Raw genomic sequence first — 23,922 nt, 5'->3', positions numbered from 1 at the left:
CGCCAATCGCCAACGTTGCAAGAAGCGCGCTGAAGTTGCGGCCAGCCCCTTCTCCCCGTCACTATACGGGGAGAAGTGCCCGGCAGGGCGATGAGGGGCAGCGCTGACTTCGACAATATTACTCTCGGCATTACTCTCGGCCATGAGTTGGAACAGTAATTGCTGTATCCAGCGCCTTAAGCAGGCGGGCTCGCCAAAGCTCGGGAATTCTCTTAACTTCGTCCGCAGCGATCGCGATGGGGGAGTTCTCGCGCCATGACATCCATGCTTCGCCGCCTTGCCTTGGCCGCCGTCGTCACCGTCGGCGTGGGCACCGCCTATGCGCTTGCCGAAGGTGGCGGCGATCTCGTCGTCTTCGACTGGTCCGGTTACGAGGACCCGCTGCTGCATCCGGCCTATACGGCAAAACATGGCGCCGAGCCGACTTTCTCCTTCTTCGGCGACGAGGACGAGGCGTTCGAGAAGATGCGCGCCGGCTTCAGGGCCGATATCGCGCATCCCTGCTCGCAAAGCGTGGTGAAATGGCGGGAGGCCGGGCTGCTGCAGCCGCTCGACACCTCGAAGATCGCCGGCTGGAAGGACCTCAATCCCGGCATCATGGCGATGAAGGATCTCGCCACCACCGCCGACGGCAAGGCTTGGTTCATGCCTTTCGACTGGGGCAACACCTCGCTGCTCTACCGCACCGACAAGGTGACGGCGGACGAGGCGCAATCGCTCAAAATCTTCGCCGATCCGAAGTTCAAGGGCCGCGTCACCATCGGCGACAATGTCGACGACGCCTATGCGCTGGCAAGCCTCGTCATCGGCCTGAAGGATTGGACCAAGATGACGGACGAGCAGTTCAGCCAAGCTTCCGCCTTCCTGCGCGACGTGCACAAGAATGTCCGTTTCTACTGGACCGACGACACCGACCTCAACCAGGCCTTCACGGGCAACGAGGTCGACCTGGTCTGGGGCTGGAACGAGACCTATGTGACGTTGAAAGGGCAGGGCATGCCGATCGCCATGAACCGCGACACCAAGGAAGGCATCTCGACCTGGGTTTGCGGCTATGTGCTGATGAAGGATGCGCCGGGCAAGCTCGACCAGGCCTATGATTTCCTGAGCGCGGTCAACGCGCCGGATGTTTCGGAGTATATGGTGAAGACCTTCGGCTACGGTCACGGCAACAGCGCCGGCATGGCGGCGATGGATCAGAAGCTGCTCACCGACCGCGGCTTCGACAATCTCGACAAGTTCCTCGACAAGACACTGTTCCAGCAGCCGGTGGCGCCGGATCTCAAGCAGCGGATGGTCGCCGAGTTCGAGAAGATCAAGGCCGGCTATTGAACAGCATCATCGAGAGAACCGACGTCGTCATCGTCGGCGCCGGCTTCACCGGACTGTCCGCCGCGCTCGAATTGAAGCGCGCAGGCATCGATTTCCTTGTCCTTGAGGCACGGGACCGCGTCGGCGGGCGCGTGGAAGCGACGCGAAACGGGCTTGGCGAACTGATCGACAGCGGCGGCCAGTTCCTGTGCCAGGACATGCCTGAGCTGATGGCGCTGGCCAGGGCGCGCGGCAAGACCTTCGTCGAGACCTATGTCGACGGCGAATTCATCACCCATCCGTCGCTGACCCCGGCGAGAACCGAGCGCACCTACCATGTCTCGATGGCGATCCGGGAGCGCATGAACAGGATCGATCCGGACGATCCCGCGATTGCCGGATTGACCGTCGCAGAATGGCTGGAACGCCAGCAGGATCCGGCCGACGCCAAGGCCGCTTTCCGTTCGATGATCGAAGGCCTGTGGTGCCTGGCGCTGGACAAGGTGCCGTTGTGGTACCTGATCGACAATGATCGCCGCATCACCAATGAGACGTTCGAGCTACAATATTTCTTGCGCGAGACCATGCAGTCGTTGGCCGACGATCTGGCCGGCGACCTCGCCGGCCAGCTGCGGCTTGGCGAAGCCGCGACGCGGATCGAGCGTGGACAGCAAGGCGTTCGTGTCGTCTCAAGCAACGGGGTCATCGAAGCGCGCGAAGTCCTGATCGCCCTGCCGCCGGCGACGGCCTCGAAGCTCGACTTCGCGCCAGCCTTGCCGGTGGACCTTGCGAAGGCCTTGGGCGTCTGGGAAAGCGGCGCGGTGATCAAAATCCTGGTGCGCTATGCCAGTCCATTCTGGCGCGAGCGGGACCTGTGCGGCATGGTCATGTGGCGCGACCAGCCGGGGCTGTTTGCTTGCGACGCCAGCACGGATGTCGACCATGCCGCGCTCGTCGTCTTTGTCGGCGGGCCTCTGGCGCTGCGCTGGCATCCGCTCGGCGAAGCGGCGTTGCGCGCGGAAGTCAGCGCAAGGCTCGTGGAGGCGCTCGGCCCGCAGGCCGCCGACATAATCGACTTCAACTCGCGCGACTGGACGCATGACCGCTGGAGCGGCGGCGCCTATAGCGACCTCATCGTCGATGTGACCGCGCGCGATGCCGAGCGCACCATCCTCGCCGGCGCGCCGCCCGTCTATTTCGCCGCTTCGGAAGTCTCGCCGTCTTTTCCCGGCTATGTCGAAGGCGCGATCGTCGCCGGTCGCATCGCGACCGGGAAGATTCAGTCAGCCATCGCCACCAGGGCTTCGGGGTCGTAGGCGAGGCGGATCGGCGCGCCGACCGGGATGTCGTCGGCGCCGAAATCGTTGGTCTCGGTCACCGAGAGCGGCTTTTCCAGTCCCGGTATCTCGACGATCAGATGCGTGATCTCGCCGAAATAGTGGCGCTCGACAACCTTGCCGGCGACCTCGAATTTCGCGCTCGCATTGTCCCACAGCACGCGCAGCCGCTCCGGCCGGATGCCGAGTGTCGTGCCGCCGCCATTGTGTAGGAAGGCCTTCGGCTTGTCGGTCCTGACGCGGCCGAAGCCCAGCGTGTCGAGCACCAGCGAAGCGCTGTTTTCCTCGACGATCTCGGCCTTGACGAAGTTCATGCCGCCGAGGAAGTCGGCGACCTGACGGTTGACCGGGCGCTGGTAGATCTCCTTCGGCGACGCGACTTGGGCGATACGGCCGCCGAACATCACGGCGATGCGGTCCGACATGGCCAGCGCCTCGTACTGATCGTGGGTGACCAGCACGAAGGTGATTCCGACCGCTTGCTGGAGGCGGCGCAATTCGACCTGCATCTGCTCGCGCAGCTTCTTGTCGAGCGCCGAAAGCGGCTCGTCCAGCAGCAGCACCTTGGGTCGCATGACCAGCGCACGGGCGAGCGCCACGCGCTGGCGCTGGCCGCCGGAGAGCTCGGTCGCCAGCCGCTTGCCGAGCCCGGTCAATGACACCTGCGCCAGCGCTTCCTCGACGCGGCGCTTTTCCTCCGAGCCTTGCAGCTTAAGGCGCTTCAGCCCGTAGGCGACATTTTGCTCGACGTTGAGATGCGGGAAGATCGCGTAGCTCTGGAAGACCATGTTGGTCGGCCGCCGGTTGGCGGGGATACCGTCCATCGGCTGGCCGCCAACGGCGATCGAGCCGCTGGTCGGATTATCGAAACCGGCGATCATCCGCAACAGCGTGGTCTTGCCGCAGCCGGATGGGCCGAGCAGCGAGAAAAACTCGCCCTCGCGGATCGCCAGCGAGGCATTGTCCAGCGCCTTGAAGACGCCGTAGCTGCGCGTGACGTCACGGATCTCGATCATGGTGCGATCTGATTGCGACTGGACCCGCTCAAGCATAGAGGCCTCCCTCGGTCTGGGTGCGTCTCGCCGCGCGGCGGCGCAGGATTTCGGCGATTGTCATCAGCAGGAAGGACGCGAAGAGCAGCAAGGTGCCGAGCGCCAGCACGCCGGGGAGTTTGGCCGCGAAACGCAGCTGGCCCCAGATGTAGATCGGCAGCGTCGCCTCGGTGCCGGTGAGGAAAAAGGCGATGATGAACTCGTCGAGCGAGATGGTGAAGCAGACGAGCAGGCTGGAAATGATCGCCGGCGCGACCATCGGCAGCGTCACGCGCCGGAAGGTGCCGAAGGCGCTCTCGCCGAGATCGGCCGAAGCCTCTTCGAGACTGCGATCGAAACCTTCGAAGCCTGAAGTCAGCACCGTCATCGAATAGGGGATACAGACCAGCACATGGCCGAGCACGACGGTGAACAGCGACAGGCTCAAGCCGAGCTGCAGCATGACCAGCAGCATCGATATGGCGACGATCACCTCGGGCAGCACCAGCGGCGCCATGATCAAGCCGTTGATGGTGCGGCGGCCGGGGTAGCGGTAGCGGGTGATCGAGCGGGCGGCGAGGATGCCGAGCACGGTCGACAGGATCGAGGCTGAGACGCCGACGATGAGGCTGTTCCAGGTGGCGTCGATCAGCGCCGGCGTGCGTGGAAGATCCTCATACCAATGAAGCGTGACGCCGGAGAGCGGGAATTTCGGCGTCGCCGCCGTGTTGATCGAAAAGATCGGCAGGAAGATCACGGGCAGATAAAGGAACAATATGTAGAGAGCGGCGTAGCTCGACAGCCATCCCGGCAGGTAACGTCTGATCGCCGTCATCGTGCCAGCCTCTGCAGGGCGCGCATGACGAGCACGGTAGCGCCTGCCATCAGCGAGACGATGACCATGGTGGTGACCGAAAGTGCCGCGCCAAGCGGCCAGTTCGAGGCCTTGCCGAACTGCGCCTGAATGGCGTTGGCGATCATGACGCCGTCCTTGCCGCCGACCAGCTTCGGCGTGACATAGTCGCCGACGGTCGGGATCATGACGATCAGTGCCGCCGAGATGACGCCGGGCGCCGACAGCGGCAGGGTCACGCGCAGGAAGGAACGCAACGGCCCGTCGCCGAGATCGGTCGCCGCTTCGACCAGGGTGCGGTCGACCTTTTCCAACGAAACGAAGATCGGCAGGATGGCGAAGGTCGCCCAGGCATGGGTGAGCGTGATGATGACGGCGGTGGAATTATAAAGCAGGGCCGTCGACGGCTCATCGATGATGCCGAGGCCCATCAGGCCGGAATTGAGCACGCCGTTGTAGCCGAGAATCACCTTCCACGACATCACGCGCAGCAGGTAGCTGGTCCAGAACGGGATGGTGATGAGGAAGAGCCAAAGGCTCTTGTGGCGGCCGCCATGGAAGGAAATGAAATAGGCGACCGGGTAGGCAAGCACGACGGTCAGCAGGCTGACCGTCAGCGAGATGTAGAGCGAGCGCCAGAGCAGGTCGCGGTAGATCGGCTCGGTCAGCGCGATCCGGTAGTTCTCCAGCGTGAATGTGTGGTCGATGGTGAGGTAGTCCTGCGTCCAGAAGGAATGCGCGATGACGACCAGGATCGGCAGGACGAGAAGAATAAGGGCATAAACGAAAGTCGGGCTGATCAGGGCAAAGCCCTGGACGGCTTCCGATTGCAGAAGGGGACTTCGTCTGGCTCCCGCCATGCGTAACGGCGGCGGCGCCCCCTCCGCAGCCACCGTCATTGCTGCGCTCCGGGCGTGATTTCAGTAGCTGGCTCGGACTTTCCCGCCATGCGGCCTTCCCATTCGTGGCGCCGGCTGCCTGTTCCCGATTTATGCTCGGAGCGCGATCGCTCCCTGGCTTGCCTGCGTTCTTTCATCATGAGCGCATCCGCGGATTGAAATCAAGCGCTATTTCTGCAATATTGATTGAACGGACATTCAAAATGAAGTGGTGAAAAGCCGAATTTCCGTGGTTTTCCACGTCGTTCGATATCCGATGAAAATTATGCAAACTGGCGATGCGAGGCGAAAATGGCGGCTCAAAGCAAGATCAAGGCAAGCGAAATCATCGAGCCTGGCGATGACGACGCGGTGGCGCTCGCCAAGCGTCATCTCGTCCAGCCCTGGCCCTATGCCGGCTCGGTCGGCAATGAGGCCCGCGCGCTGATCGGCGAGGGCGACGGCATCTATATCACCGACGCCTCCGGCAAGCGCCTGATCGACGGGCCGGCCGGCATGTGGTGCATCAATGTCGGCCATCGCCGCGAGGAGCTGGCGAAGGTCATGTACGACCAGGCGATGGCGCTCTCCTACAACACGCCCTGGTACACGATGAATGCGCCCTCGGCCGAACTCGCGAAGCGTATCGCGGATGCCGCTCCGGGCGATCTCAGCCACACCTTCTTCACCACCGGCGGCTCTTCCGCGGTGGAGACGGCGCTGCGCTTCATGCAGTTCTACAACAATGTGCGGGGACGGCCGGAGAAGAAGCTGATTCTCAGCCGCGGCGGCGCCTATCATGGCTCAACCTATCTGTCGGCCTCGCTCAACGGCCGCCCGCGCGACCGCGACTGGATGGACGGTGCCGACGACCTTGTGGTGAAGCTGTCCTCGCCCGACCCGTTCCGCCGGCCGAAAGGCATGAGCACCGCTGCCTTCACCGATTTCCTGGTCGACCAGTTCCGCGACACCGTCGCGCGCGTCGGCGCCGATCGGATCGGCGCCTTTGTCGGCGAGCCGGTGCAGGCTTCAGGCGGCGTCATCGTTCCGCCCGACGGTTATCTCAAGCGCATCCGCGAGATCTGCCGCGAGAACGACATCCTCTATGTCTCGGACGAGGTGGTGACCGGCTTCGGGCGGCTCGGCCACGTCTTTGCATCGGGCGATGTGTTCGGCATCGACCCCGACATGATCACTTTCGCCAAGGGCGTCACCTCGGGCTATTTCCCGCTCGGTGGCGTCATCATCTCGGAGCGGTTGCTCGAAGAACTGCGCCGCTCCAACCATCCCGACGCGTTGTTCGGCCACGGCCTCACCTACACCAGCCATCCGATCGGCTGCGCGGTCGCGCTGAAGAACCTCGACTTGCTGGAAGAAGGCGTACTTCAGCACGCGCGCGAGATCGCGCCTTATTTCCAGGCGCGGCTGAAGACGCTGGAAGAGCTGCCGCTGGTCGGCGAGGTGCGCGGCCTCGGCCTGATGGCTTGCGTCGAATGCGTTGCCGACCGCGAGAGCAAGGACCCGCTGCAGCTCGACAAGGATGTGGGAAAACGCATCGACGCGCATTGCCACGAGCTCGGCCTTCTGGTGCGGCCGCTGATCAACATGTGCGTGATGTCGCCGCCGCTGATCATCAGCAGCGAGCAGGTCGACGACATGGTGGCGATCCTGCGCGAAGGGATCTCGCGCACGATGGACGATTTAAGGAAAGAGGGCGTGTGGCGCGGGTAAAGGTTCTTCCTTCTCCCCGGTTGACGGGGAGAAGGTGCCCAACGGGCGGATGAGGGGCGGCGCTGACATTGGCGATTGGCCGCGTATGAGGGACGTCATCGATAACTTCGCCAGCCTGCGCTACACCGGCTTGCAAATCAGACGATGGCTTTCCGAGGCTGAGGGGCCAAGCCAATCGCAGGTGCTGGCGCCGCCCCTCATCCGCCCTTCGGGCACCCTCTCCCCGTTCACGAGGAGAAGGAAGAGCTTACCCCCGCGACCTCAGCGCGTCGTTCAACCCCCACATGTCCTTTTCCTCAGGCGCCGTCTCGAGGTTCAGCACCGGAACCTGCTTGCGCAAGTGGTCGTGATGGGTGCGCACGCCATATTCGAGGTCGGAGAGGTAGAAGCCCTCGAAGGCCTCCGACAGCATGGATTCGTTCGACCACACTGAAAGCTGAACGTCCTCGTTCATCGTGTCGCGGTCGATGCGGTAGGCGAGGTAGCGCGCCGCCGCCTGCTCCCTGGTCTCGTCCTTGTAGCGATAGATGGCGCCGCGCAGCAACGTCTCGCCGGTCGACAGCGGGAACTCCTGATAGAACTGGACGGATTCCGGCATGATCGACAGCGCGTTGTTGGGGAAGATGCCGTAATAGATCCAGGCCTTGCGCAGATGCTCCGGAAGGTGGGGTGCGTCGGGCGCGAGCTTGATATATTCGCGTACGCTCCAGCGCCGTCCCGCATGCGGATTGTAGGTGGCGAAGGACCGCGACACGCCGTTGATGAACGGCTCGTCGAAATAGGTCGCGCCATAGAGGTCCTGCAGGGCGGGATGCGCCATGGCGACGTGATAACCTTCATTGTCGACGTCGCGCACCGACTTCCAGTTGACCGGAGACTTTTGCGTCCAGATGCCCCAGGACGGGACCATGTCGGCGATATTGTAATGCGCCATCTCGGATTCGATCGGCTTCAACAACTCGGCCACGGAAGGCTGAGGGCCGCCGTTGCGGAAGCGGATGAAGATGAAGCCCAACCAGATTTCGAGGTCGAGCGGCATCAGGCCGAATTCGGTCTTGTCGAGCTCGGGGAAGGAGCGCGGGCGAGCCGCCCCGCGCAGCGTGCCGTCGAGATTGTAGACCCAGCCATGGAACGGGCAGACCAGCGCGTTCTTGCAGGTGCCCTGGCTGTCGGCGACGACGCGGCTGCCGCGGTGGCGGCACATGTTGTTGAAGGCACGCACGACGCCGTCCTTGCCGCGCACGATCAGCGCGCGCTCGCCGATGACGTCCATGGTCAGATAATCACCCGAATTCGGCACGTCGGAGACGTGGCCGGCGATCTGCCAGTGATTGCGAAAGACGTATTCTTTCTCAAGTTCGAGAAGGGCATTGGAATGGTAACTCCACCCCGGCAAACCCCGCCGGTCCCAATCGTTGGGGATCGCCACGTCACGGAGGTGCGGGTTCATGGGATGCTCTTCTTTTTGTTGAATACTCATTCAATATAGACATATTTTGCATTGAAATGCAATGGCTTGCGGAAATATGGAAATTCCGTGGCGGCACGTTATGGCTCGCCCAAGCCGAAAAAATCCCGGAAAATCCGGGTGTTAATCGAGGAAGCGTAGCAGCGATTCCGAGCGCGGACGCTGCTTCCGAGGAGGCCTGTTCCGATGGGGCTCAGGTGTGTCGGCGGCTCTCGATTCAGCGCGCTTGTGTGAGGCCGTTTACAGTCGGCAGGGCGCAACAGGCGCATATGTCCCGCGACCAGCTTCGACAGCCATCGAATGGTTGCGGCAGGTCGAGAAGGCCGGCGTACAGCGCTTGTTTCAATCCTGTTACACAGGCGATCGCCGCCAACCATCCGGCTGTTACCTGGTGCGATTAAGTTCGTTTCATGGCTAAAAGAAAGATAACGAAGGGGACTAACCAATGTTCGCGAAAGTCCGGATTGCCAATAGCAATCGCCGCCTGAATGGCCCGGAGCGCAACGACCGCCGGCCGAAGCTCGCGTTGCGCCAGCGCGCCAGCGATCATCCGATGACGATGTTCATGCTGATCGGCGCCTGCGCCTTCGTCGGCTTGCTGGCCGCACCTGCCTCGGGCCCGGCTTTCGCCTCGATCAATCCGCCGGCCAATGTCGTCGAGGGTGCGCAGACCACGCTCAAGACCGCCCGCCTGCCGGAACCCTCGATCGACTTTGCCTGCAAGGGCCAGAACTGGGGCGCCGAGAGCGTCGACTGCCTGCGTGCCATCGCCGAGCAGTCCGGACAGCACCGGGAGCGCGCGGTGCGCATGATCGCCAACGCCGCGCCGCTCACCAACACGCCGAACACTTTTTAAAGCCCTCCCCAGAGCGCTCCTCCTGCGCTCAAGTCAGGCTCCCGCCGCGAAGTCGGTCGGGAGCCTCTTTTTTGGGGTCTATCCATATTCAGGTGAGGCCGGTCTGCAAATGGCGGCTTCCTGCGCTCCGGTGCTCGCGTACCTTGAGTACGCTCCGCTCCGGTTCTCGGAACCCGTCATTTTCGACTCGGCCTGACCTGAATCTGAACAGACCCCGCGCAGGCGCTTTCTCCAGGTCAGCCTGATCCGAATCTGGATAGACGGGGGACGGGAGCAACCTCAGATATGAGCGCCGTTATCGGCTGCGGCTTCGTCGGCAACGGTCGAGAGGATGCCGCGGACGTCGAGCGTCGAGAAAGGCTTTTCCAGTATATGCGGGCGCTGCTGCGGCGGCAGCGCTTCAATCTCCGCCTTGGCGCCGATCATGTCGCCGGTCACCAGCACGAAACGCTTGGCCAGCGCGGCCCGCTGCGAAAGCAGTTCTCGGTAGATCGCAATGCCGCTGATGCCTGGCATGCGCAGATCGGAAAAGACGATGTCCGGCGACATATGACCGTTCAACACGTCCGCGGCCGATGTCCAGCTTGCCACGATGCGCGACTTCAGGCCCATCAGCTCGAGTATGTCGGACAAAGAGGCCGCGACGTCCGGCTCATCGTCGATCACCAAAGCATGGCGCAGCCCGCTCGAACGCGAAGGGCCTTCGCCGGGCGTGGCGCTGTTGCCCGCGATCGCCGGCAACTGCACGACGAAGCGCGCGCCGTGCGGCTCAACCTCCTCGAACCAGATGTTGCCGTTGTGGCGCTCGACGATCGACTTCGAAATCGACAGGCCGATGCCGGTGCCGACGCCGACCGGCTTGGTGGTGAAATAGGATTCGAAGATGCGCGAGCGGATCGCCTCGGGAATGCCCGGGCCATTGTCCTCGACGGAGAAGCCCGGATTGCCTTGCTCGCTGCGGAAAGTCCGCACCTTGATGCGCCGCTCGCCGATGCCGGCCAGCGCGTGCTGGCTGTTGATGAGGAAGTTCGCCGCGACCTGGGTGACGTGGTCGGCGTCGGCCATGGCAAGCAGCGGCCCGTTGGCGAAATCGGCGTCGATGATGATGCCACTGGAGCGCGCGCCGTAGGCGGTGACTTCGAGCGCCGCCCTCACCACCTGATTGAGATCGGTCTCGGCTCGCTCGGTCGGGTGCAGTCGCACCATCGACAGGAAGCTCTTGACGATGCGGCCGCAGCGTTCGGCGGCGGCACGCACCTTCTCGGCGCGCACCTTGGTCTGCGGGTCACTGGCGAATTCATGCAGCAGCGTCGACTGCGCCACCACCACCGCCAGCGGGTTGTTGAGCTCATGCGAGACGCCGGCAAGCAGCGAGCCCATCGCCGCCATCTTCTCGTTCTGATGAAGTTTCTCGCGCTGGCGGTTGATCTCTTCCTCCGCCTGCAGCTTTTCGCGCAGGTCGCGGATCGAGCCGAAGATCAGGCGGCGGTCGGCAACGCGCATCTCCGTGGCTGTCAGTTCGATCGGAAAAATCTCGCCGGCGGCGTTTTGAGTGACGGTCTCCAGCCGCTGGCCGACCATCGGCGCGCCGCGGCCGGCCATGTATTCGGCACCCGAGGCATAGCCTTTGCGGTAGTATATCGGAACGATGGTATCGAGAAGGTCCTTGCCAAGGATGGCGCTGCGCTGGAAGCCGAACATCTTCTCGGCGGCCGGGTTGAACTCGATGATCGAGCCCGCCTCGTCGATGACGATTATGGCGTCGAGCGAGGCCTGCAGCATGGTGCGGCGGATCACTTCGCTGGCATGCGCCTCGGATGGCGAGCGCTCGATGGCGTCGCCGATGGCCAAAGCGATGATGTGCAGCGTCGCTTCTTCCTCGTCCGTCCATTCGCGCTCGGCGACGCAGTCGTTGACGGCCAGCGTGCCCCAGAGGTGGCCATGGGCGAAAACAGAGACCGACAGGAACGACTTGATGTTCTGCTTCTCGAAATCGGCCCGCAGGAAACCGTCGAGGTCGCGCGTATGGCCGGAGAAAATCTTGCCCTGCCGCTCGTCCTCCTGGAGCTGCCCCAGCAGCGTGTCCGAGTTGATGATCGACTGCATGATCACCGTGGGAGACGCCAATTCGCCGCCGAAATCCGCGTCGATCCAGTAGGAGGCGACCGACTGGGCGAAACCTTCGCCCGGCAGTTCACGCAGGCGGAAGAGGATGCCGCGCTGGCAGTCCATTTTGCGGCACATCGTTCCCAGTATGCCGTCCATCTCGCGCTGCCAGTCGCCGGCCTCGCGCAGGCGGCGCACGACATGAACGGCCGCCATCGCGGCGCCGCCCGGACGCGAGGCATGCATATCGGTGCGCACTGCATCAGCAGTCATGGTCGGCCGTCTCTCGGAGCCCGCTTAAGCGTGTCGTGTCGAAAAGGATCGAGCGACGCGCTTGAGCCCGTGTTTCTGATGCATGTCGTTTTTCCAAAACCGCTGCGCACTTTTGGACAACATGCATTGGGCAGGCTCAATTGCTGTCGCTCGGCAGCGAGAAGATATAGCCTTCGCCGCGCACCGTGCGCAGGAATTTCGGATTGGCGGGATCGGCCTCGATCTTCTTTCGCAACCGCATGATGCGGATGTCGACCGCGCGCGACGATTCCGGGTCCTCGACGAAGCCGATGGCTTCGGAAATGGCGGTCCGCGTCAGAAGCCGGTTGACGCGGGTGAGGAAGACCTCGAGCACGTCGAACTCGCTCTTGGCCATCTCGATGACGGCACCATTGGCGCCGATGACCAGGCGGCCGTCGAAATCGGCCTGGAAGCCTCCGAAATTCATGAGGCGGCGGTTACCGGTTTCGGCTTTCGCCGCTTGCGGTTCGGCCGGCTGCGGCACGCGGCGCAGCACGCTGCGCACCCGCGCCAGCACTTCGCGCAATTCGTACGGCTTGACGATGTAATCGTCAGCGCCGAGCTCCAGCCCGACGATGCGGTCGAGCGCGGTGCCCGCGGCGGTGGCATAGATGATGCCGATATGCGTCTTCGAACGCAGCCAGCGGCCGAGCGACAGCCCGTCCTCGCCGGGCATGGCGATGTCGAGGATGGCGACATGGAAGGACTGCGTCTCGAAGAGGGCACGCGCGGCCGCGGCGCTCTCGGCGGTGGCGACGTCAAAGCCGCTGGCGCCGAGATACTCGGCCACGGCTTCCCTCAGATCCGGTTCGTCCTCGATGACGATAATGCGTGCCTTCACGACGCGCTCGCTCCCGCTTTCAGTGGAAAGTAGATTGGGTATAAACATGATGTCCAGCACTCATCTCGAGTTGTCTGTGGCGGGGGTGGAGAAAATGGCCGCACGGTCCGTCATTGCGCTTGTGTCGGTCGCCGACGTGGTGGCGGGCGCTCTCGCCAACCATCTCGACCGGCGCGGGCACGACGTGCGCCAGGCGCGCCAGCCCTGGGAGGCGGAGACGCTGCTTTCGGCAGGCGGCATCGATGTCGTGGTCGTCGGTGACGATGTCACCCAGGCCGAGGGCCGCGAATTGCTCAGGCGCTATAGCAGCCAGGGAGGGGGTGGCGAGGGCGGCCCCGACTTCATCCTGATCTGCCGGCCGCGTGACCTCGTCGACAAGGTGCTGGCGCTCGAGCTTGGCGCCGCCGACGTGATCGAAAGCCCGCTCAACGTGCGCGAGCTTGCCGCGCGCATCGGTGGCCTGCTGATGAGACGCGGCAGGGCCGCCGGGGAACTGATCGTGCTGGAGAACGCCACCGTCGACCTGCGGTCGGCCATGGTCATGCATCGCTCGGGAGCGGAGGACCAGCTTTCTCCGGGGCAGGTCGCGCTGCTCAAGCTGTTTCTGGCGAGCCCGCGCAAGGTGTTGACGCGCGACGACATCATTGCCGCGGCGCCGGCCGAGAATGCCGACGCTTTCGACCGCTCGATCGACTCGCGCATCGTGCGGCTGCGCCGCAAGCTCGACACCGAGACCATCACCACCATCAGGGGCGCCGGCTACCGTTTCGATCCGCCGGTCGCGCGCAACGAGTGAGTTCGAGTGAGTTGGGCCTTTGAGCATCGGATTCCCCCCAAACCGCCGGTCATTTCGGGTCCGACGCCTGGCGCTCAGCGCACCACGATGACCGAGGGGCCGGATGGAACGTCGGCGCTGGCGGTTATCTCGGTTTGGGCGCGTTCCTTGATCAGCACCGTCGCCAGTGCGGCAAAGCCGAGCAAGCCTTGCGCGTAGAGGAGCGCCGAAAGCACCGAGGCAGCGAATTTCGTCTTCATCTGTCTAATCCCTAACTCGAAAATCGTGGTGCTTCAGGAAACTCCCGAAGCGCCCGCGCCGCTGACGGAGCCCCCCGCTGCGGCGCGGGCCTTCGGTCCTCTCGGCCGCAAGTAGCCGGAGGGGCCGCGTGTCCTCATCAACCGAAAGCCGACCCGCCAGAAGGCCTTCGGCCGGTGGACGCGCAGGCTGGAAACAATCCAGACCGTGGCGATGAACAGAGACATGTGCAGGGTCGAAACCTCGCCCGAACTCATCGCCGCCAGCCTCGTCACAGCGTTGCCGGCCACGGAGCCGGCGCCACCCAGGATGATGGCCGCGACGCTGATCCTGAGCCAGGAGGGGAGTTTCGATTTCCTGCCCATTTTCGTTTGCGTATGTCTGTTCCCGTTGCGTCAAATCTGATGCCGGCCTGTATCAGCATCATGCCGCCGGAGCCGCGCTTTGTTGCAAGTTGGTTTCGAAAACAGCCCAACGCCTTTCATATACGCATGATATGAACTTTCGTTTCTGATCCGAGCTCATTGTGCGATACCCAATCGCCTAAGCCTGGAGGAATCTGGGAGGAATCTGGCCGGTACCCGTCACGGGTTTCTTGTTAACTTTTCGAAACGAATTCGAAACATAAACGAGCATCAAGCGAAATAGGTCTGAAACGGACAAACCCGATAAGACGTCCATCGAAATTGAAGCCGGACACAACGGCAAGAAACAGAGGGATCGTCATGCATACCGCCATTTCCGCCAAGCTCATCAATGTTACTGCCGCCGTGCTCACCGGTGCGGCGCTGTTCCTCGGCGCCGGCAACGCCGCCCATGCCAATCAGATCGTCGCCAAGGTTTCGCTGTCGCAGCAGATCATGGAAGTCACGGTCGACGGCCGGCCGACCTTCACCTGGAAGGTCTCGACAGGCGACAGGGCGCACATCACGCCGACCGGGTCGTTCAAGCCGACCAGCATGCACCAGATGTGGTATTCGAAGAAATACGACAACGCGCCGATGCCGCATTCGGTGTTCTTCAGCGGCGGCTACGCGGTTCATGCCACCTATGCCATCAGCCACCTCGGCCGTCCCGCCTCGCATGGCTGTGTGCGGCTGCATCCCGATGCCGCGGCCGATTTCTATCAGCTCGTCGAGGTCTTCGGCCCCGGCAACACCAGCATCGTCATTGTCAAGTAGCAGGCTGGCTCAAGTAGCAGGCAGGTTGCCGCCTTCGGCTATTTATGCCGAAGCCGTGAGGCCACCGCCAAAAAAGAGGCCGGAAATTCCGGCCTCTTTTCTTCGGCGCCGGCTTTCTCAGCTCGGCAGCGCCGGCATCAGATTCGGATCGGGCTTTTCGGCAAGGTGCGGCAGGTCCTTGCTGGCGATGAAGGTGTAGAACATCGGCACGACGAAGAGCGTGAACATGGTGCCGACCAGGATGCCGGTGAAGATGACCAGGCCCATCGAGTAGCGCGCGGCCGCGCCCGCGCCGCTGGAGACGATCAGCGGCACGACGCCGAGCGCCATGGCCGCCGTGGTCATCAGGATCGGCCGCAGGCGCACCTTGGCCGAAGCGATGATGGCGTCGCGGCGCCGCATGCCATGTATTTCACGCTGCTGGTTGGCGAATTCCACCAGCAGGATGCCGTGTTTGGTGATCAGGCCGATCAGCGTGATCAGGCCGACCTGGGTGTAGATGTTGAGCGTGCCGAGGCCGATGTTGAGCGGCACGATCGCGCCGAAGATCGACAGCGGCACCGCCATCATGATGATCAACGGATCGCGGAAGCTCTCGAACTGGGCAGCGAGCACGAGATAGATCACGATCACGGCCGCCGCGAAGGCGATCAGGATGGTGTTGCCCTGTTCCTTCTCCTGCCGCGACTGGCCGGAATAGTCTATGAAGAAGGTGTCGGGCAGCGTTTCCCTGGCAAGATCCTCCAGCACCTTCAGGCCGTCACCGGTGGTCACGCCGGGCAAAGGCAGGGCTGAGATCGTCGCCGAGTTGAGCTGATTGAACTGCTCGATTGCCGCCGGCGAGGCATTGGTCGAAATCTTCACGACCGCCGACAGTGGCACCATCTTGCCGTCCACGCTGCGCACGAAATACTCGCCGAGCTTCTCCGGGTTGTCACGGAACTCCTGCGGCACCTGCGGAATGATGTCGTAGCTGTTGGAGTCGCGGTCGAACTGCGCCACTTCGGCGCCGCCGACCAGCAGCGTCAGCGTGCGGCCGACGTCGGCGATCGGCAGGTTGAGCGCCGCGGCGCGCTCGCGGTCGATAGTGACGGTCACCTGCGGCGCGTCATAGGACATCGAATCCTGCACGACGATGAAGCGGCCGGAAGCCTGCGCCTTTTTCTTTATCTTCTCCGCCTGGTCGAAGACCTCGGACGGGTCGCCGGTCGAGCGCACCACCATGGAGATGGGCAGGCCGCCGCCGGAGCCAGGCAGCGTCGGCGGCGCGAAGACGAAGGCCTCGACGCCCGCCACCTTGGCGAGGCGGCCCTGGATATCGGCCTGAAGCTCTTTGGAACCGCGCTTGCGCTCGGCCCAGTCCTTGAAGGCGAAGCCGACGAAGGCGCCGTTGGTCGCGCCGCCAAAGGCGACGGCCGAGAACTGCGCCCTGGTTTCCGGGATATCCTTCACCAGGCCGAGCATCTGGTTGACGTAGGTTTCGGTGTAGTCCGACGTCGCATAGCGTGGCGCGGTCACGATCGAGAGCAGGAAGCCCTGGTCTTCTTCCGGCGCCAACTCGGTCGAGGTCTTGGTGAACATGAAGCCGGTGAGCGCGACCAGCGCGATGACGATGATCAGCGTCACGGGCCGGTTTCTCAGGGAGGCGGTGACCGCGCGCTCGTAAACATGCTCGACGCGGCCGAAGATGCCGTCGACGACACGCTGGAAGCGGCCATGCGCGCCGGCCTTCAGGAGGCGCGCCGACATCATTGGCGTGATGGTCACCGCGATCAGGCCGGACAGCACTACGGAGCCGGCAAGCGTGACCGCGAATTCGCGGAACAAAGCACCGGTCAGACCGCCGGTAAAGGCAAGCGGTGTAAACACCGCGGCCAGCGTGATGGTCATGGCGACGATGGCCGAGAAGATCTCGCGCATGCCGTTGAAGGCCGCCTGCATCGGCGACATGTGATCCTCCTCCATGTGGCGATGGATGTTCTCCACCACCACGATGGCGTCGTCGACGACGAGGCCGATCGCCAGCACCATGGCGAGCAGCGACAGAAGGTTGATCGAGTAGCCGACCGCAAACAGGATGAAGCAGACGCCGATCAGCGACAGCGGGATGGTGACGATCGGCATCATCACCGAGCGGAACGAACCCAGGAACAAAAGGATGACCACGATGACGATGGCGACCGCCTCGCCGATGGTCTTGAACACTTCCTCGATCGAGGCGCTGATCTGCCCGGTGGCGTCGTAGACGACCTCGATCGTCATGCCTTTCGGCAACGTCTCCTGGATCACCGGGACGAGCTTGGTGAGCGCCGCCGCCGTCGTCAGCGGGTTGGCCGCCGGTGTCGGGAAGATGGCGAGGAAGGTTCCCGGCTTACCGTTGAAGCTCACCCTCGTGTCGGTGTTCTTCGCGCCGAGCTCGACACGCGCCACGTCGCGCAGGCGCACCACCTGTCCATCCGTCGAGCGGACCGGCAACTGGGCGAAGGCCTCGGGCGTCTGCAGGGTCGAGCGAACGGTGATCGAGGAAACCACATACTCGTTCTGGGTGTTGCCGGGCGCCGACAGGAAGTTCGAATTGTTGATCGCGGTCAGCACATCGGCGGCCGTGGCGCCGCGGGCGGCGAGGCGGATCGGATCGATCCAGATCCGCATCGAATATTCCTGGGCGCCGAAGATCTGAACGTCGGCAACGCCTTCAACGGTCGAGATGCGCGGACGAATGACGCGCTCGATATATTCGGTAAGCTGCTCCTTCGTCATGTTCGGATTCTGCATCGAGATGTACATCATCGCGAACTGCTGCCCGGTGCCCTTGACGATCACCGGATCCTTGGAGGCGTCCGGCAAGGTGCCGCGCACGCCCTGGACCTTGGACAGCACTTCGGTGAGCGCGACGTCCGGATTGGAGCCGAGCTTCATCTGCACCGTCACCGTGCTCGAGGACGGACGGCTGGACGAAGTCACGTAGTCGATGTTTTCGGTCGAGGCGACGGCGCGCGCGATCGGGGCCGAGATGAAGCCCTGGATCAGGTCGGCACTGGCGCCCGGATAAGCCGTGGTGACGGTGATCGCGGTCTCGTCAACCTTGGGGTATTGGCGGATCGACAGGCCGAAGATGCCCTGGAACCCCAGCAGCAGGATCATGCAGGCCAGCACCGTCGAGAGGACAGGCCGGCGAATGAAGAGGTCGGAGAAGCTCATTGCTGAACCTGCTTGTTCGCCGATTTGCTGGGGTCGACGGTGTTGTCGACGGCAACCGACATGCCATTGAAGAGCCGGTTCTGGCCGGCCGTGACGACCTGGTCGCCAGCCTTGAGGCCCTCGGTGATCTCGACCATGCCGTTGTTGCGGCGGCCGAGCTTCACGAACACTTGCGAGATGACGAGCGCCGGCTGCTGCGCGGCATCGGCCGGCTTGGGTCCATCGGCATTCGGCTTGGCGCTGTCGGCCTTGTCCGCGGGCTTCATCGCATTGTCAGCGGGTTTGGTCGCGTCAGTCGCGGGTTTGGAAGCATCGGCCTGCGGCTTGGCGGCATCGCCGGCGGGCTTTTGGTCCTCAGGCTTTGCCGGCGCAGCAGCGGCAGCAGGCTTTGCCTGCTCGACGACGAAAACATAATCGCCGTAGAGGCTCGTCGTCACCGCCGTCTGCGGCACGGAGATGATGTTGTTTTCCTGCGGCAACTCAACCCGGATCTGGACGAACTGGCCCGGGGTGAGCTTGCCTTCCGGATTGGCGACCTCGCCGCGGATCGAGACCAGCCGGCTAGCCGGATCGATCTTGGGGTCGATGCCGCGGATGGTGCCGGCAAAGGACATGTCGGAAAGATTGCCGCCGAGCTTGGCGGTCTGGCCGATCTTCAACAGGGGCAGTTGCTGTTCCGGAACCGTGAAGTCGACACGCATCGTATCTAGATCCTGGATCGTGACGACCGAGTTGCCTGGCGCCAGGTACTGGCCGATGTCGATCTTCGGAATACCGACCGTGCCGCCGAAGGGCGCGGACAATTGCTTTTGGTCAAGCACGGCCTGCAGTTTATTGACCTGCGCGGCCGAGGCGTCCGCCGCCGCCCTCGCGGCGTCAAGAGTGGCATCGGTGCCGACGCCGCGCCGCTGCAATTCGATCGCGCGGGCCAGCGCCGCCTGGTCCGAGGCGGCCTGCGCCTTCTGCGCCACCAGGTCGGCTTTCTCGACCGCGTCGTCCAACTGCAAGAGCACGGCGTCGGCAGCGACTTTCTGGTTGGCGTGGAAGAGGATGTCCTTGACGATGCCGCTCGTTTCGACGGTGAGGTCGACGCCGCGTACGGCATTGACGGTACCGATGGCCTCAACGCCCGGCGTCCACTCCGAAGGCTTGACGGTCACTGTCGAAACCGTCGCGGCCGGCGGCTTCATGGTGGCGAAATACTGCTTGATGCCGGCATCGCGCATGAAGTTGAAGCCGACAATGCCGACGCACACGAAGGCGAGCAAAAGCAAGAATCCGGCGATGATGAAAAAGCGCTTCACGGACAGTCCCCTCGAGCCGGCAACCGGCAAAACAATCGATGCCGGGACACATATCGACGATAAGTCCCGATTTCAAATGGCGGGCGCCTTACTGTACCGGCTGGACGGTCTTGTCAATTCCGCCTAGGCTAATGTACGGGAGGCGCGATGAGAGTACGCAGAGCAAACTCACGCGAAAAGATACTTGCCGCAGCCGCCGATGTGGCGCGCGAGGCGGGGCCGGGAAGCCTGTCGCTCGAAGCGGTCGCCAGCCGCGCCGGCGTGTCGAAGGGCGGGCTGCTCTACAATTTTCCCACCAAGGCCAAGCTGATGCAGGGCCTTGTCGAGAGCTATCTCAACAACTTCCAGAAGGCGCTGGAAGCACGCGCGGCTGCGGCCGGCCACGAAGGCGTGCTCTCGGCCTATATCAAGCTGTCGGCCGACGATTGCGAGCAGCCGAAACCCTCGGCTTCCTGGATGTTCTCGGCGATCGCGGAGGACCCCGATTTCCTGACGCCGATAAAGGCGTTCAAACGACAGCTGTTCGAGCGGCTGAAGGAGGAGACGAACGACCTTGGCTCGCTGCTGGTTTGCTTTCTCGCCATCGAGGGGATGCGCAGCATGAATCTCTTTGATTCAGACGTGCTGTCGCAGGGCGAGCGCGAGCTGCTGGTCGCCTCGCTCCTGAAGATAGCCGGGTAGGTCACCAGACGGTTTGGTGGTGACCAAACGGTTAAGAGCGTCACACCAGCTTCATCCTACGGACATAGCGTTCTCCGCGGTTCTTTGCTGCGATGCAAAAGGAGTGGGACAATGGTGGACCTAGTTTCCAGTGAGGCGGGGATCCCGAGACCGGATCATCCCCTAGAACAATCGGGCGGTGCCAAATGGTTCCTGCCGGCTTTCGGCGTGCTGGTGCTCGTCGGCATCATTTATGTCGGCTATGCGCTCAGCCAGGATCTGGCCATCGCCAAGACGGTGCCCTGGATCCTGCTCGGCATCGCGCTTCTGATTGCGCTGGGCTTCGAGTTCGTCAACGGCTTCCACGACACCGCCAATGCGGTCGCCACTGTCATCTACACGCGTTCCCTGCCGGCCGAGTTCGCCGTCATGTGGTCAGGTTTCTTCAACTTCCTCGGTGTGCTGACCTCGAGCGGCGCGGTGGCCTTCGGCATCCTGTCCCTTCTGCCGGTCGAGCTTATCCTGCAGGTCGGCTCGTCGTCGGGCTTTGCCATGGTGTTCGCGCTGCTGGTCGCCGCCATCCTGTGGAACCTGGGCACCTGGTTCCTCGGCCTGCCCGCGTCAAGCTCGCATACGATGGTCGGTTCCATCATCGGCGTCGGTCTCGCCAACCAGTTCATGGCTCCCGCCGGCAGCGCCACCAGCGGCGTCGACTGGGGACAGGCAACCAATGTCGGCACCACCTTGCTGGTTTCGCCGATCATCGGCTTCTTCGCCGCCGCCATCCTGCTCTATGTGATGAAGCTCCTGGTGCGCAATCCGGCGCTCTATGAGGCGCCGAAGGGCAACACGCCGCCGCCGTGGTGGATCCGCGCTCTGCTGATCTTCACCTGCACCGGCGTCAGCTTCGCGCATGGCTCCAATGACGGCCAGAAAGGCATGGGCCTGATCATGCTGATCCTGATCGGCGTGGTGCCGACGGCCTATGCGCTCAACCGCACGCCCGACATCAATTATCTCGAGGCCTACAAGGCGGCCTCGGTCTCCGTCGAGACGGCGCTGGGCAAATACGTCAAGCCGGGCGTTACGGTCGCCGATGCGAAGGCAGCCGTGCAGGATGCCGTGCGGACCAAGACCTGGAACGACCAGACGACCGTCGCGCTGCAGACCTATATCCACAATACGACCGCCGAGCTGCAGCCCTACGCCTCGGTCGACAAGGTACCGACCGATCTGGTCAGCAACGCGCGCAACGACATCTACCTGATCGGCGAAGCGCTGAAGCTGATCGACAAGAAGAAGCTGCTGCCGATGCAGGATGCCGACCTCAAGGCGGTCACCGACTATCACAAGGCGGTCGACAACGCGACGAAGTTCATTCCGCTCTGGGTGAAGGTCGCCGTGGCGCTGGCGCTCGGGCTCGGCACCATGGTCGGCTGGAAGCGCATCGTCGTCACCGTCGGCGAGAAGATCGGCAAGAGCCACCTGACCTACGGCCAGGGCGCCGCCGCCGAGCTGGTCGCGATGATCACCATCGGCATGGCCGATCGCCTCGGCCTGCCGGTATCGACCACCCACGTGTTGTCGTCCGGCGTCGCCGGCACGATGGCGGCAAACGGCTCCGGCCTGCAGTGGTCGACCGTGCGCAACCTTTTGCTTGCCTGGGTGCTCACGCTGCCCTGCTCGATCGCGCTGGCCTTCGTGCTGTTCGTGATCCTCCGCCACGTTTTCTGAGCGGCGGTTCATGCCTGATCGGTAACAAAGACGGCGCCGGTTTCGGCGCCGTCATGCTTTTGAGCACGAGTGGCGGCCATGAACGACGCATCGCATCTGACGCTGCTTGCCTGGGACGACAGCCGGCATCATGCCCCCGGCCTGATCTGGGCCTATCGCGGCAACGCCGATGCACCGGCGCAGCCGATCGCTCCCAAAGACATCGAGGCCGCGATCGCCGCGCAGGACGGCTGGGTATGGCTGCATGTCGATCTTATCGACCAGCGCGCGCATTCCTGGATCAGCCAGGCTTGCGCGCTGCCGCAATCGGCGCATGCGATCCTCGAAGGCCATGAGGACAGCATGGCGCTGGCGCATGAGAAGGGTGTCGTGCACGGTATCGCTGCCGACCTGCATGGCGAGATTGGGCGCCGTTCGACCACCATCGGCAGGCTGCATTTCGCCGTGACGGACCGCCTGCTGGTGACCGGCCGGCGGCACTCGCTGGCAGCTGTCGAGGAAGTCAACAAAGCGCTGTCGGAAGGGTTTCAGCCGGCTACGGCCTTCGAGCTGTTCGGGGCGATCGTGCTCGGCTTTTGCAAGAGCGCCACCGGCCGGCTGGCGCTGGCCACGAAGCAGCTGGACGAGGTCGAGGACCATCTCGTCACCGAGCGTCTGGCCGACGAGCGGCGGCGGATCAAGGATGTGCGCCGTCTGGGAGTCTCGCTGCACCGGCCGATCTCGGCGCAGGCGGCGCTGTTCCAGGAAGAGAACCGCGCCGGCTGGGAGCTGTCGGCCGGCGCACATGACATATTGGGCAAGCTGTCGGCCCGCCTCAAAAGGCTCGACCGCGAAGTCGTCATGGTCAACGACCGGGCAAGGCTGCTGCAGGAAGAGGTCGCGGCAGAGCTTGCGGACGAATCCAATCGAAGCCTCAAGGCGCTGGCGGTGATGAGCGCGCTGCTTCTGCCGGGAACGCTGATCGTCGGCATTTTCGGCATGAACACCGAAGGATTGCCGCTGACGCATACGCATGGCGGCTTCCTGCTGGCGATGCTGCTTGCGGGTGGCGCGACGGGGCTGTTCTACTGGCTGCTGCTGCGCGCCGGCGCCGATCTCAAATTCTAAATTGGATGTCGCCTTCGGGAGCGGCTCCCTCGATAGTCCCGATATCGACGTGACGGGCCGAATGCACTCGGTCCAGTCGGCGCTGATGCGGAATTCGTAGAGCGCGAGGCGCACTCCTATCGTCGCGCAACCTCCGCCCTGCTACGGCGGCGCAGCTGGCGCAGCGACAAAACATGCAGCAGGATTGAGCTTGGCACCACGAAAGCAGGGGTCAGCACACCCGGATAATCGCCAGCGCCGATGCTCTGCACATCCGGAACGATCAACTGCCACGGGCCGGGCGAGGTGATCATACCCATGGTGATCGCGACAGCGAAGTCGGCAAGGCCGAGGATGTTCCAGAGAGTTGCCGCCCTCCGGCCCTCGGCTGTGCCGGTCGCCACTGCGATCGCCGCCGGCAACGCGAACAGTCCCGTCAGCACGTCGCCGGTGCCTGCAGGCACCGCGAAGACGCCGGGCAGCGCACCATGCAGCCACGCCGCGAGAGCCCAGCTGCCGAATACGCGGTAGAGCTGAACCGCGATAAGCCAGCTCGCCGGCATCGCATCGAGCACCTGCCCGATCCGCTTAGAAAACAGCAACAACGGCGCGCCGATGATCACCGGCAGGAAGATGGCCGATGGCAACGCCGGTAAAGACGTGGTGTCCGGGTGGAAGACGCCATTGATCGCGGCGCTCCAGGCGACGGCGAGCCACAGCGTGTCCGGGATCATGATCGCCAACCAGGTCGCGCGGCGTTGACCCGGTGTCAGGCTCGTATGTTCGAGGCCGAGCCACAATCCGAGCGCGATGAGCCCGTGGGCTGCGAGCTGGTGGGCTGTGGTCGGAATGCCGCTGGCCGGGATCGCCGGCCAACGATAGATCAAGAGTAGCCACAGCACCGTGAGCGGCGCAAACCAGAGCAGGCCGCGCCAGCGCGACAGAACGATAGCAGAGGAGGAAGCAGCCTCGGCGGTCATCAGCGGTACTCCATCGAGCCCAGCGCTTTTTTGCTGG

General features: G+C 63.5%; 20 protein-coding genes. 9 read left to right on the top strand and 11 right to left on the bottom strand.

From position 1 onward, the window contains the following. Nucleotides 1–255: 255 nt before the first annotated feature. Both RFM68_RS01750 and RFM68_RS01745 read left to right on the top strand, forming a co-directional pair. Entirely contained in the window at nt 256–1,332 is a 1,077-nt protein-coding gene (locus tag RFM68_RS01750) for an extracellular solute-binding protein (protein WP_320230925.1), read from the top strand. Continuing rightward, nucleotides 1,329–2,627: a flavin monoamine oxidase family protein gene (locus tag RFM68_RS01745; RefSeq protein ID WP_320230924.1), complete on the top strand. Its 1,299-nt coding sequence runs from the start codon at nt 1,329–1,331 to the stop codon at nt 2,625–2,627. The genes RFM68_RS01750 and RFM68_RS01745 overlap by 4 nt, the downstream gene beginning before the upstream one ends. Here RFM68_RS01745 and RFM68_RS01740 read toward each other — a convergent pair. Genes RFM68_RS01740 through RFM68_RS01730 form a run of 3 tightly spaced genes read right to left on the bottom strand, consistent with a single transcriptional unit; the run spans nt 2,591 to nt 5,431 of the window. Continuing rightward, nucleotides 2,591–3,664: an ABC transporter ATP-binding protein gene (locus RFM68_RS01740; RefSeq protein ID WP_320231048.1), complete on the bottom strand. Its 1,074-nt coding sequence runs from the start codon at nt 3,662–3,664 to the stop codon at nt 2,591–2,593. The genes RFM68_RS01745 and RFM68_RS01740 overlap by 37 nt on opposite strands. 28 nt (nt 3,665–3,692) lie before the next feature. Then, a complete protein-coding gene (locus RFM68_RS01735) occupies nt 3,693–4,514 on the bottom strand; it encodes an ABC transporter permease (protein WP_320230923.1) in 822 nt (273 codons plus the stop codon). Next, entirely contained in the window at nt 4,511–5,431 is a 921-nt protein-coding gene (locus tag RFM68_RS01730) for an ABC transporter permease (RefSeq protein WP_320230922.1), read from the bottom strand. The genes RFM68_RS01735 and RFM68_RS01730 overlap by 4 nt, the downstream gene beginning before the upstream one ends. 291 nt (nt 5,432–5,722) lie before the next feature. On the opposite strand from RFM68_RS01730, the gene RFM68_RS01725 reads away from it, so the two are divergent. Then, the gene (locus RFM68_RS01725; RefSeq protein ID WP_320230921.1) at nt 5,723–7,141 is read left to right on the top strand and encodes an aminotransferase; all 1,419 of its coding nucleotides are present in this window, start codon (nt 5,723–5,725) and stop codon (nt 7,139–7,141) included. Between the two features lie 247 nt (nt 7,142–7,388). Here the strand turns inward: RFM68_RS01725 and RFM68_RS01720 are convergent, their stop codons facing one another. After that, on the bottom strand, nt 7,389–8,591 hold the full coding sequence (locus tag RFM68_RS01720; protein ID WP_320230920.1) for an aromatic ring-hydroxylating oxygenase subunit alpha: 1,203 nt from the start codon (nt 8,589–8,591) through the stop codon (nt 7,389–7,391). A 463-nt stretch (nt 8,592–9,054) separates the two neighbouring features. Between RFM68_RS01720 and RFM68_RS01715 the strand changes: the two genes are divergently transcribed. Beyond that, nucleotides 9,055–9,465, top strand: a complete 411-nt coding sequence (locus RFM68_RS01715; RefSeq protein WP_320230919.1) for a hypothetical protein — start codon at nt 9,055–9,057, stop codon at nt 9,463–9,465. Nucleotides 9,466–9,744: 279 nt separating this feature from the next. On the opposite strand, the gene RFM68_RS01710 is transcribed toward RFM68_RS01715, so the two are convergent. Both RFM68_RS01710 and RFM68_RS01705 read right to left on the bottom strand, forming a co-directional pair. Continuing rightward, nucleotides 9,745–11,844, bottom strand: coding sequence for an ATP-binding protein (locus tag RFM68_RS01710; protein ID WP_320230918.1), 2,100 nt, complete (start codon nt 11,842–11,844; stop codon nt 9,745–9,747). A 136-nt stretch (nt 11,845–11,980) separates the two neighbouring features. Further along, entirely contained in the window at nt 11,981–12,706 is a 726-nt protein-coding gene (locus RFM68_RS01705) for a response regulator (protein WP_320230917.1), read from the bottom strand. A 94-nt stretch (nt 12,707–12,800) separates the two neighbouring features. Here RFM68_RS01705 and RFM68_RS01700 point away from each other — a divergent pair, with 94 nt between their 5' ends. After that, entirely contained in the window at nt 12,801–13,502 is a 702-nt protein-coding gene (locus RFM68_RS01700) for a winged helix-turn-helix domain-containing protein (protein WP_320230916.1), read from the top strand. A 74-nt stretch (nt 13,503–13,576) separates the two neighbouring features. On the opposite strand, the gene RFM68_RS01695 is transcribed toward RFM68_RS01700, so the two are convergent. Together RFM68_RS01695 and RFM68_RS01690 are read right to left on the bottom strand one after the other, a co-directional pair. Further along, on the bottom strand, nt 13,577–13,741 hold the full coding sequence (locus tag RFM68_RS01695; RefSeq protein WP_320230915.1) for a hypothetical protein: 165 nt from the start codon (nt 13,739–13,741) through the stop codon (nt 13,577–13,579). A gap of 33 nt (nt 13,742–13,774) precedes the next feature. Next, nucleotides 13,775–14,104, bottom strand: a complete 330-nt coding sequence (locus tag RFM68_RS01690) for a hypothetical protein (RefSeq protein WP_320230914.1) — start codon at nt 14,102–14,104, stop codon at nt 13,775–13,777. A gap of 360 nt (nt 14,105–14,464) precedes the next feature. Between RFM68_RS01690 and RFM68_RS01685 the strand changes: the two genes are divergently transcribed. Next, nucleotides 14,465–14,920, top strand: coding sequence for a L,D-transpeptidase (locus RFM68_RS01685; protein ID WP_320230913.1), 456 nt, complete (start codon nt 14,465–14,467; stop codon nt 14,918–14,920). Nucleotides 14,921–15,037: 117 nt separating this feature from the next. Here the strand turns inward: RFM68_RS01685 and RFM68_RS01680 are convergent, their stop codons facing one another. Together RFM68_RS01680 and RFM68_RS01675 are read right to left on the bottom strand one after the other, a co-directional pair. After that, nucleotides 15,038–18,121, bottom strand: coding sequence for an efflux RND transporter permease subunit (locus tag RFM68_RS01680; protein WP_320230912.1), 3,084 nt, complete (start codon nt 18,119–18,121; stop codon nt 15,038–15,040). Continuing rightward, a complete protein-coding gene (locus RFM68_RS01675; RefSeq protein WP_320230911.1) occupies nt 18,118–19,425 on the bottom strand; it encodes an efflux RND transporter periplasmic adaptor subunit in 1,308 nt (435 codons plus the stop codon). The genes RFM68_RS01680 and RFM68_RS01675 overlap by 4 nt, the downstream gene beginning before the upstream one ends. 147 nt (nt 19,426–19,572) lie before the next feature. Between RFM68_RS01675 and RFM68_RS01670 the strand changes: the two genes are divergently transcribed. The 3 genes from RFM68_RS01670 to RFM68_RS01660 all read left to right on the top strand — a co-directional run bounded on the left by RFM68_RS01670 (nt 19,573) and on the right by RFM68_RS01660 (nt 22,926). Next, nucleotides 19,573–20,106, top strand: coding sequence for a TetR/AcrR family transcriptional regulator (locus tag RFM68_RS01670; protein WP_320230910.1), 534 nt, complete (start codon nt 19,573–19,575; stop codon nt 20,104–20,106). Between the two features lie 111 nt (nt 20,107–20,217). Continuing rightward, nucleotides 20,218–21,819 (top strand): inorganic phosphate transporter, encoded by a 1,602-nt coding sequence (locus RFM68_RS01665; protein ID WP_320230909.1) that lies wholly within the window; start codon nt 20,218–20,220, stop codon nt 21,817–21,819. Nucleotides 21,820–21,897: 78 nt separating this feature from the next. Beyond that, entirely contained in the window at nt 21,898–22,926 is a 1,029-nt protein-coding gene (locus RFM68_RS01660; protein ID WP_320230908.1) for a CorA family divalent cation transporter, read from the top strand. A 116-nt stretch (nt 22,927–23,042) separates the two neighbouring features. Here the strand turns inward: RFM68_RS01660 and RFM68_RS01655 are convergent, their stop codons facing one another. After that, nucleotides 23,043–23,885: a DUF8737 domain-containing protein gene (locus tag RFM68_RS01655; protein ID WP_320230907.1), complete on the bottom strand. Its 843-nt coding sequence runs from the start codon at nt 23,883–23,885 to the stop codon at nt 23,043–23,045. Nucleotides 23,886–23,922 lie beyond the last annotated feature (37 nt).

The sequence above is a fragment of the Mesorhizobium montanum genome (assembly GCF_033977145.1).
Classification (GTDB): Bacteria; Pseudomonadota; Alphaproteobacteria; order Rhizobiales; family Rhizobiaceae; genus Mesorhizobium; species Mesorhizobium montanum.
The sequence above is the reverse complement of the archived record's forward strand: the minus strand, read 5'-3'. Positions and strand labels throughout refer to the sequence as shown.

What these genes read in the sequence shown, in the direction of transcription:
- RFM68_RS01680 (WP_320230912.1), bottom strand. Translation starts at nt 18,121, where the DNA reads ATGAGCTTCTCCGACCTCTTCATTCGCCGGCCTGTCCTCTCGACGGTG.
- RFM68_RS01695 (WP_320230915.1), bottom strand. Translation starts at nt 13,741, where the DNA reads ATGAAGACGAAATTCGCTGCCTCGGTGCTTTCGGCGCTCCTCTACGCG.
- RFM68_RS01665 (WP_320230909.1), top strand. Translation starts at nt 20,218, where the DNA reads ATGGTGGACCTAGTTTCCAGTGAGGCGGGGATCCCGAGACCGGATCAT.
- RFM68_RS01730 (WP_320230922.1), bottom strand. Translation starts at nt 5,431, where the DNA reads ATGACGGTGGCTGCGGAGGGGGCGCCGCCGCCGTTACGCATGGCGGGA.
- RFM68_RS01720 (WP_320230920.1), bottom strand. Translation starts at nt 8,591, where the DNA reads ATGAACCCGCACCTCCGTGACGTGGCGATCCCCAACGATTGGGACCGG.
- RFM68_RS01710 (WP_320230918.1), bottom strand. Translation starts at nt 11,844, where the DNA reads ATGACTGCTGATGCAGTGCGCACCGATATGCATGCCTCGCGTCCGGGC.
- RFM68_RS01725 (WP_320230921.1), top strand. Translation starts at nt 5,723, where the DNA reads ATGGCGGCTCAAAGCAAGATCAAGGCAAGCGAAATCATCGAGCCTGGC.
- RFM68_RS01750 (WP_320230925.1), top strand. Translation starts at nt 256, where the DNA reads ATGACATCCATGCTTCGCCGCCTTGCCTTGGCCGCCGTCGTCACCGTC.
- RFM68_RS01700 (WP_320230916.1), top strand. Translation starts at nt 12,801, where the DNA reads ATGGCCGCACGGTCCGTCATTGCGCTTGTGTCGGTCGCCGACGTGGTG.
- RFM68_RS01735 (WP_320230923.1), bottom strand. Translation starts at nt 4,514, where the DNA reads ATGACGGCGATCAGACGTTACCTGCCGGGATGGCTGTCGAGCTACGCC.
- RFM68_RS01670 (WP_320230910.1), top strand. Translation starts at nt 19,573, where the DNA reads ATGAGAGTACGCAGAGCAAACTCACGCGAAAAGATACTTGCCGCAGCC.
- RFM68_RS01715 (WP_320230919.1), top strand. Translation starts at nt 9,055, where the DNA reads ATGTTCGCGAAAGTCCGGATTGCCAATAGCAATCGCCGCCTGAATGGC.
- RFM68_RS01740 (WP_320231048.1), bottom strand. Translation starts at nt 3,664, where the DNA reads ATGATCGAGATCCGTGACGTCACGCGCAGCTACGGCGTCTTCAAGGCG.
- RFM68_RS01660 (WP_320230908.1), top strand. Translation starts at nt 21,898, where the DNA reads ATGAACGACGCATCGCATCTGACGCTGCTTGCCTGGGACGACAGCCGG.
- RFM68_RS01685 (WP_320230913.1), top strand. Translation starts at nt 14,465, where the DNA reads ATGCATACCGCCATTTCCGCCAAGCTCATCAATGTTACTGCCGCCGTG.
- RFM68_RS01690 (WP_320230914.1), bottom strand. Translation starts at nt 14,104, where the DNA reads ATGGGCAGGAAATCGAAACTCCCCTCCTGGCTCAGGATCAGCGTCGCG.
- RFM68_RS01655 (WP_320230907.1), bottom strand. Translation starts at nt 23,885, where the DNA reads ATGACCGCCGAGGCTGCTTCCTCCTCTGCTATCGTTCTGTCGCGCTGG.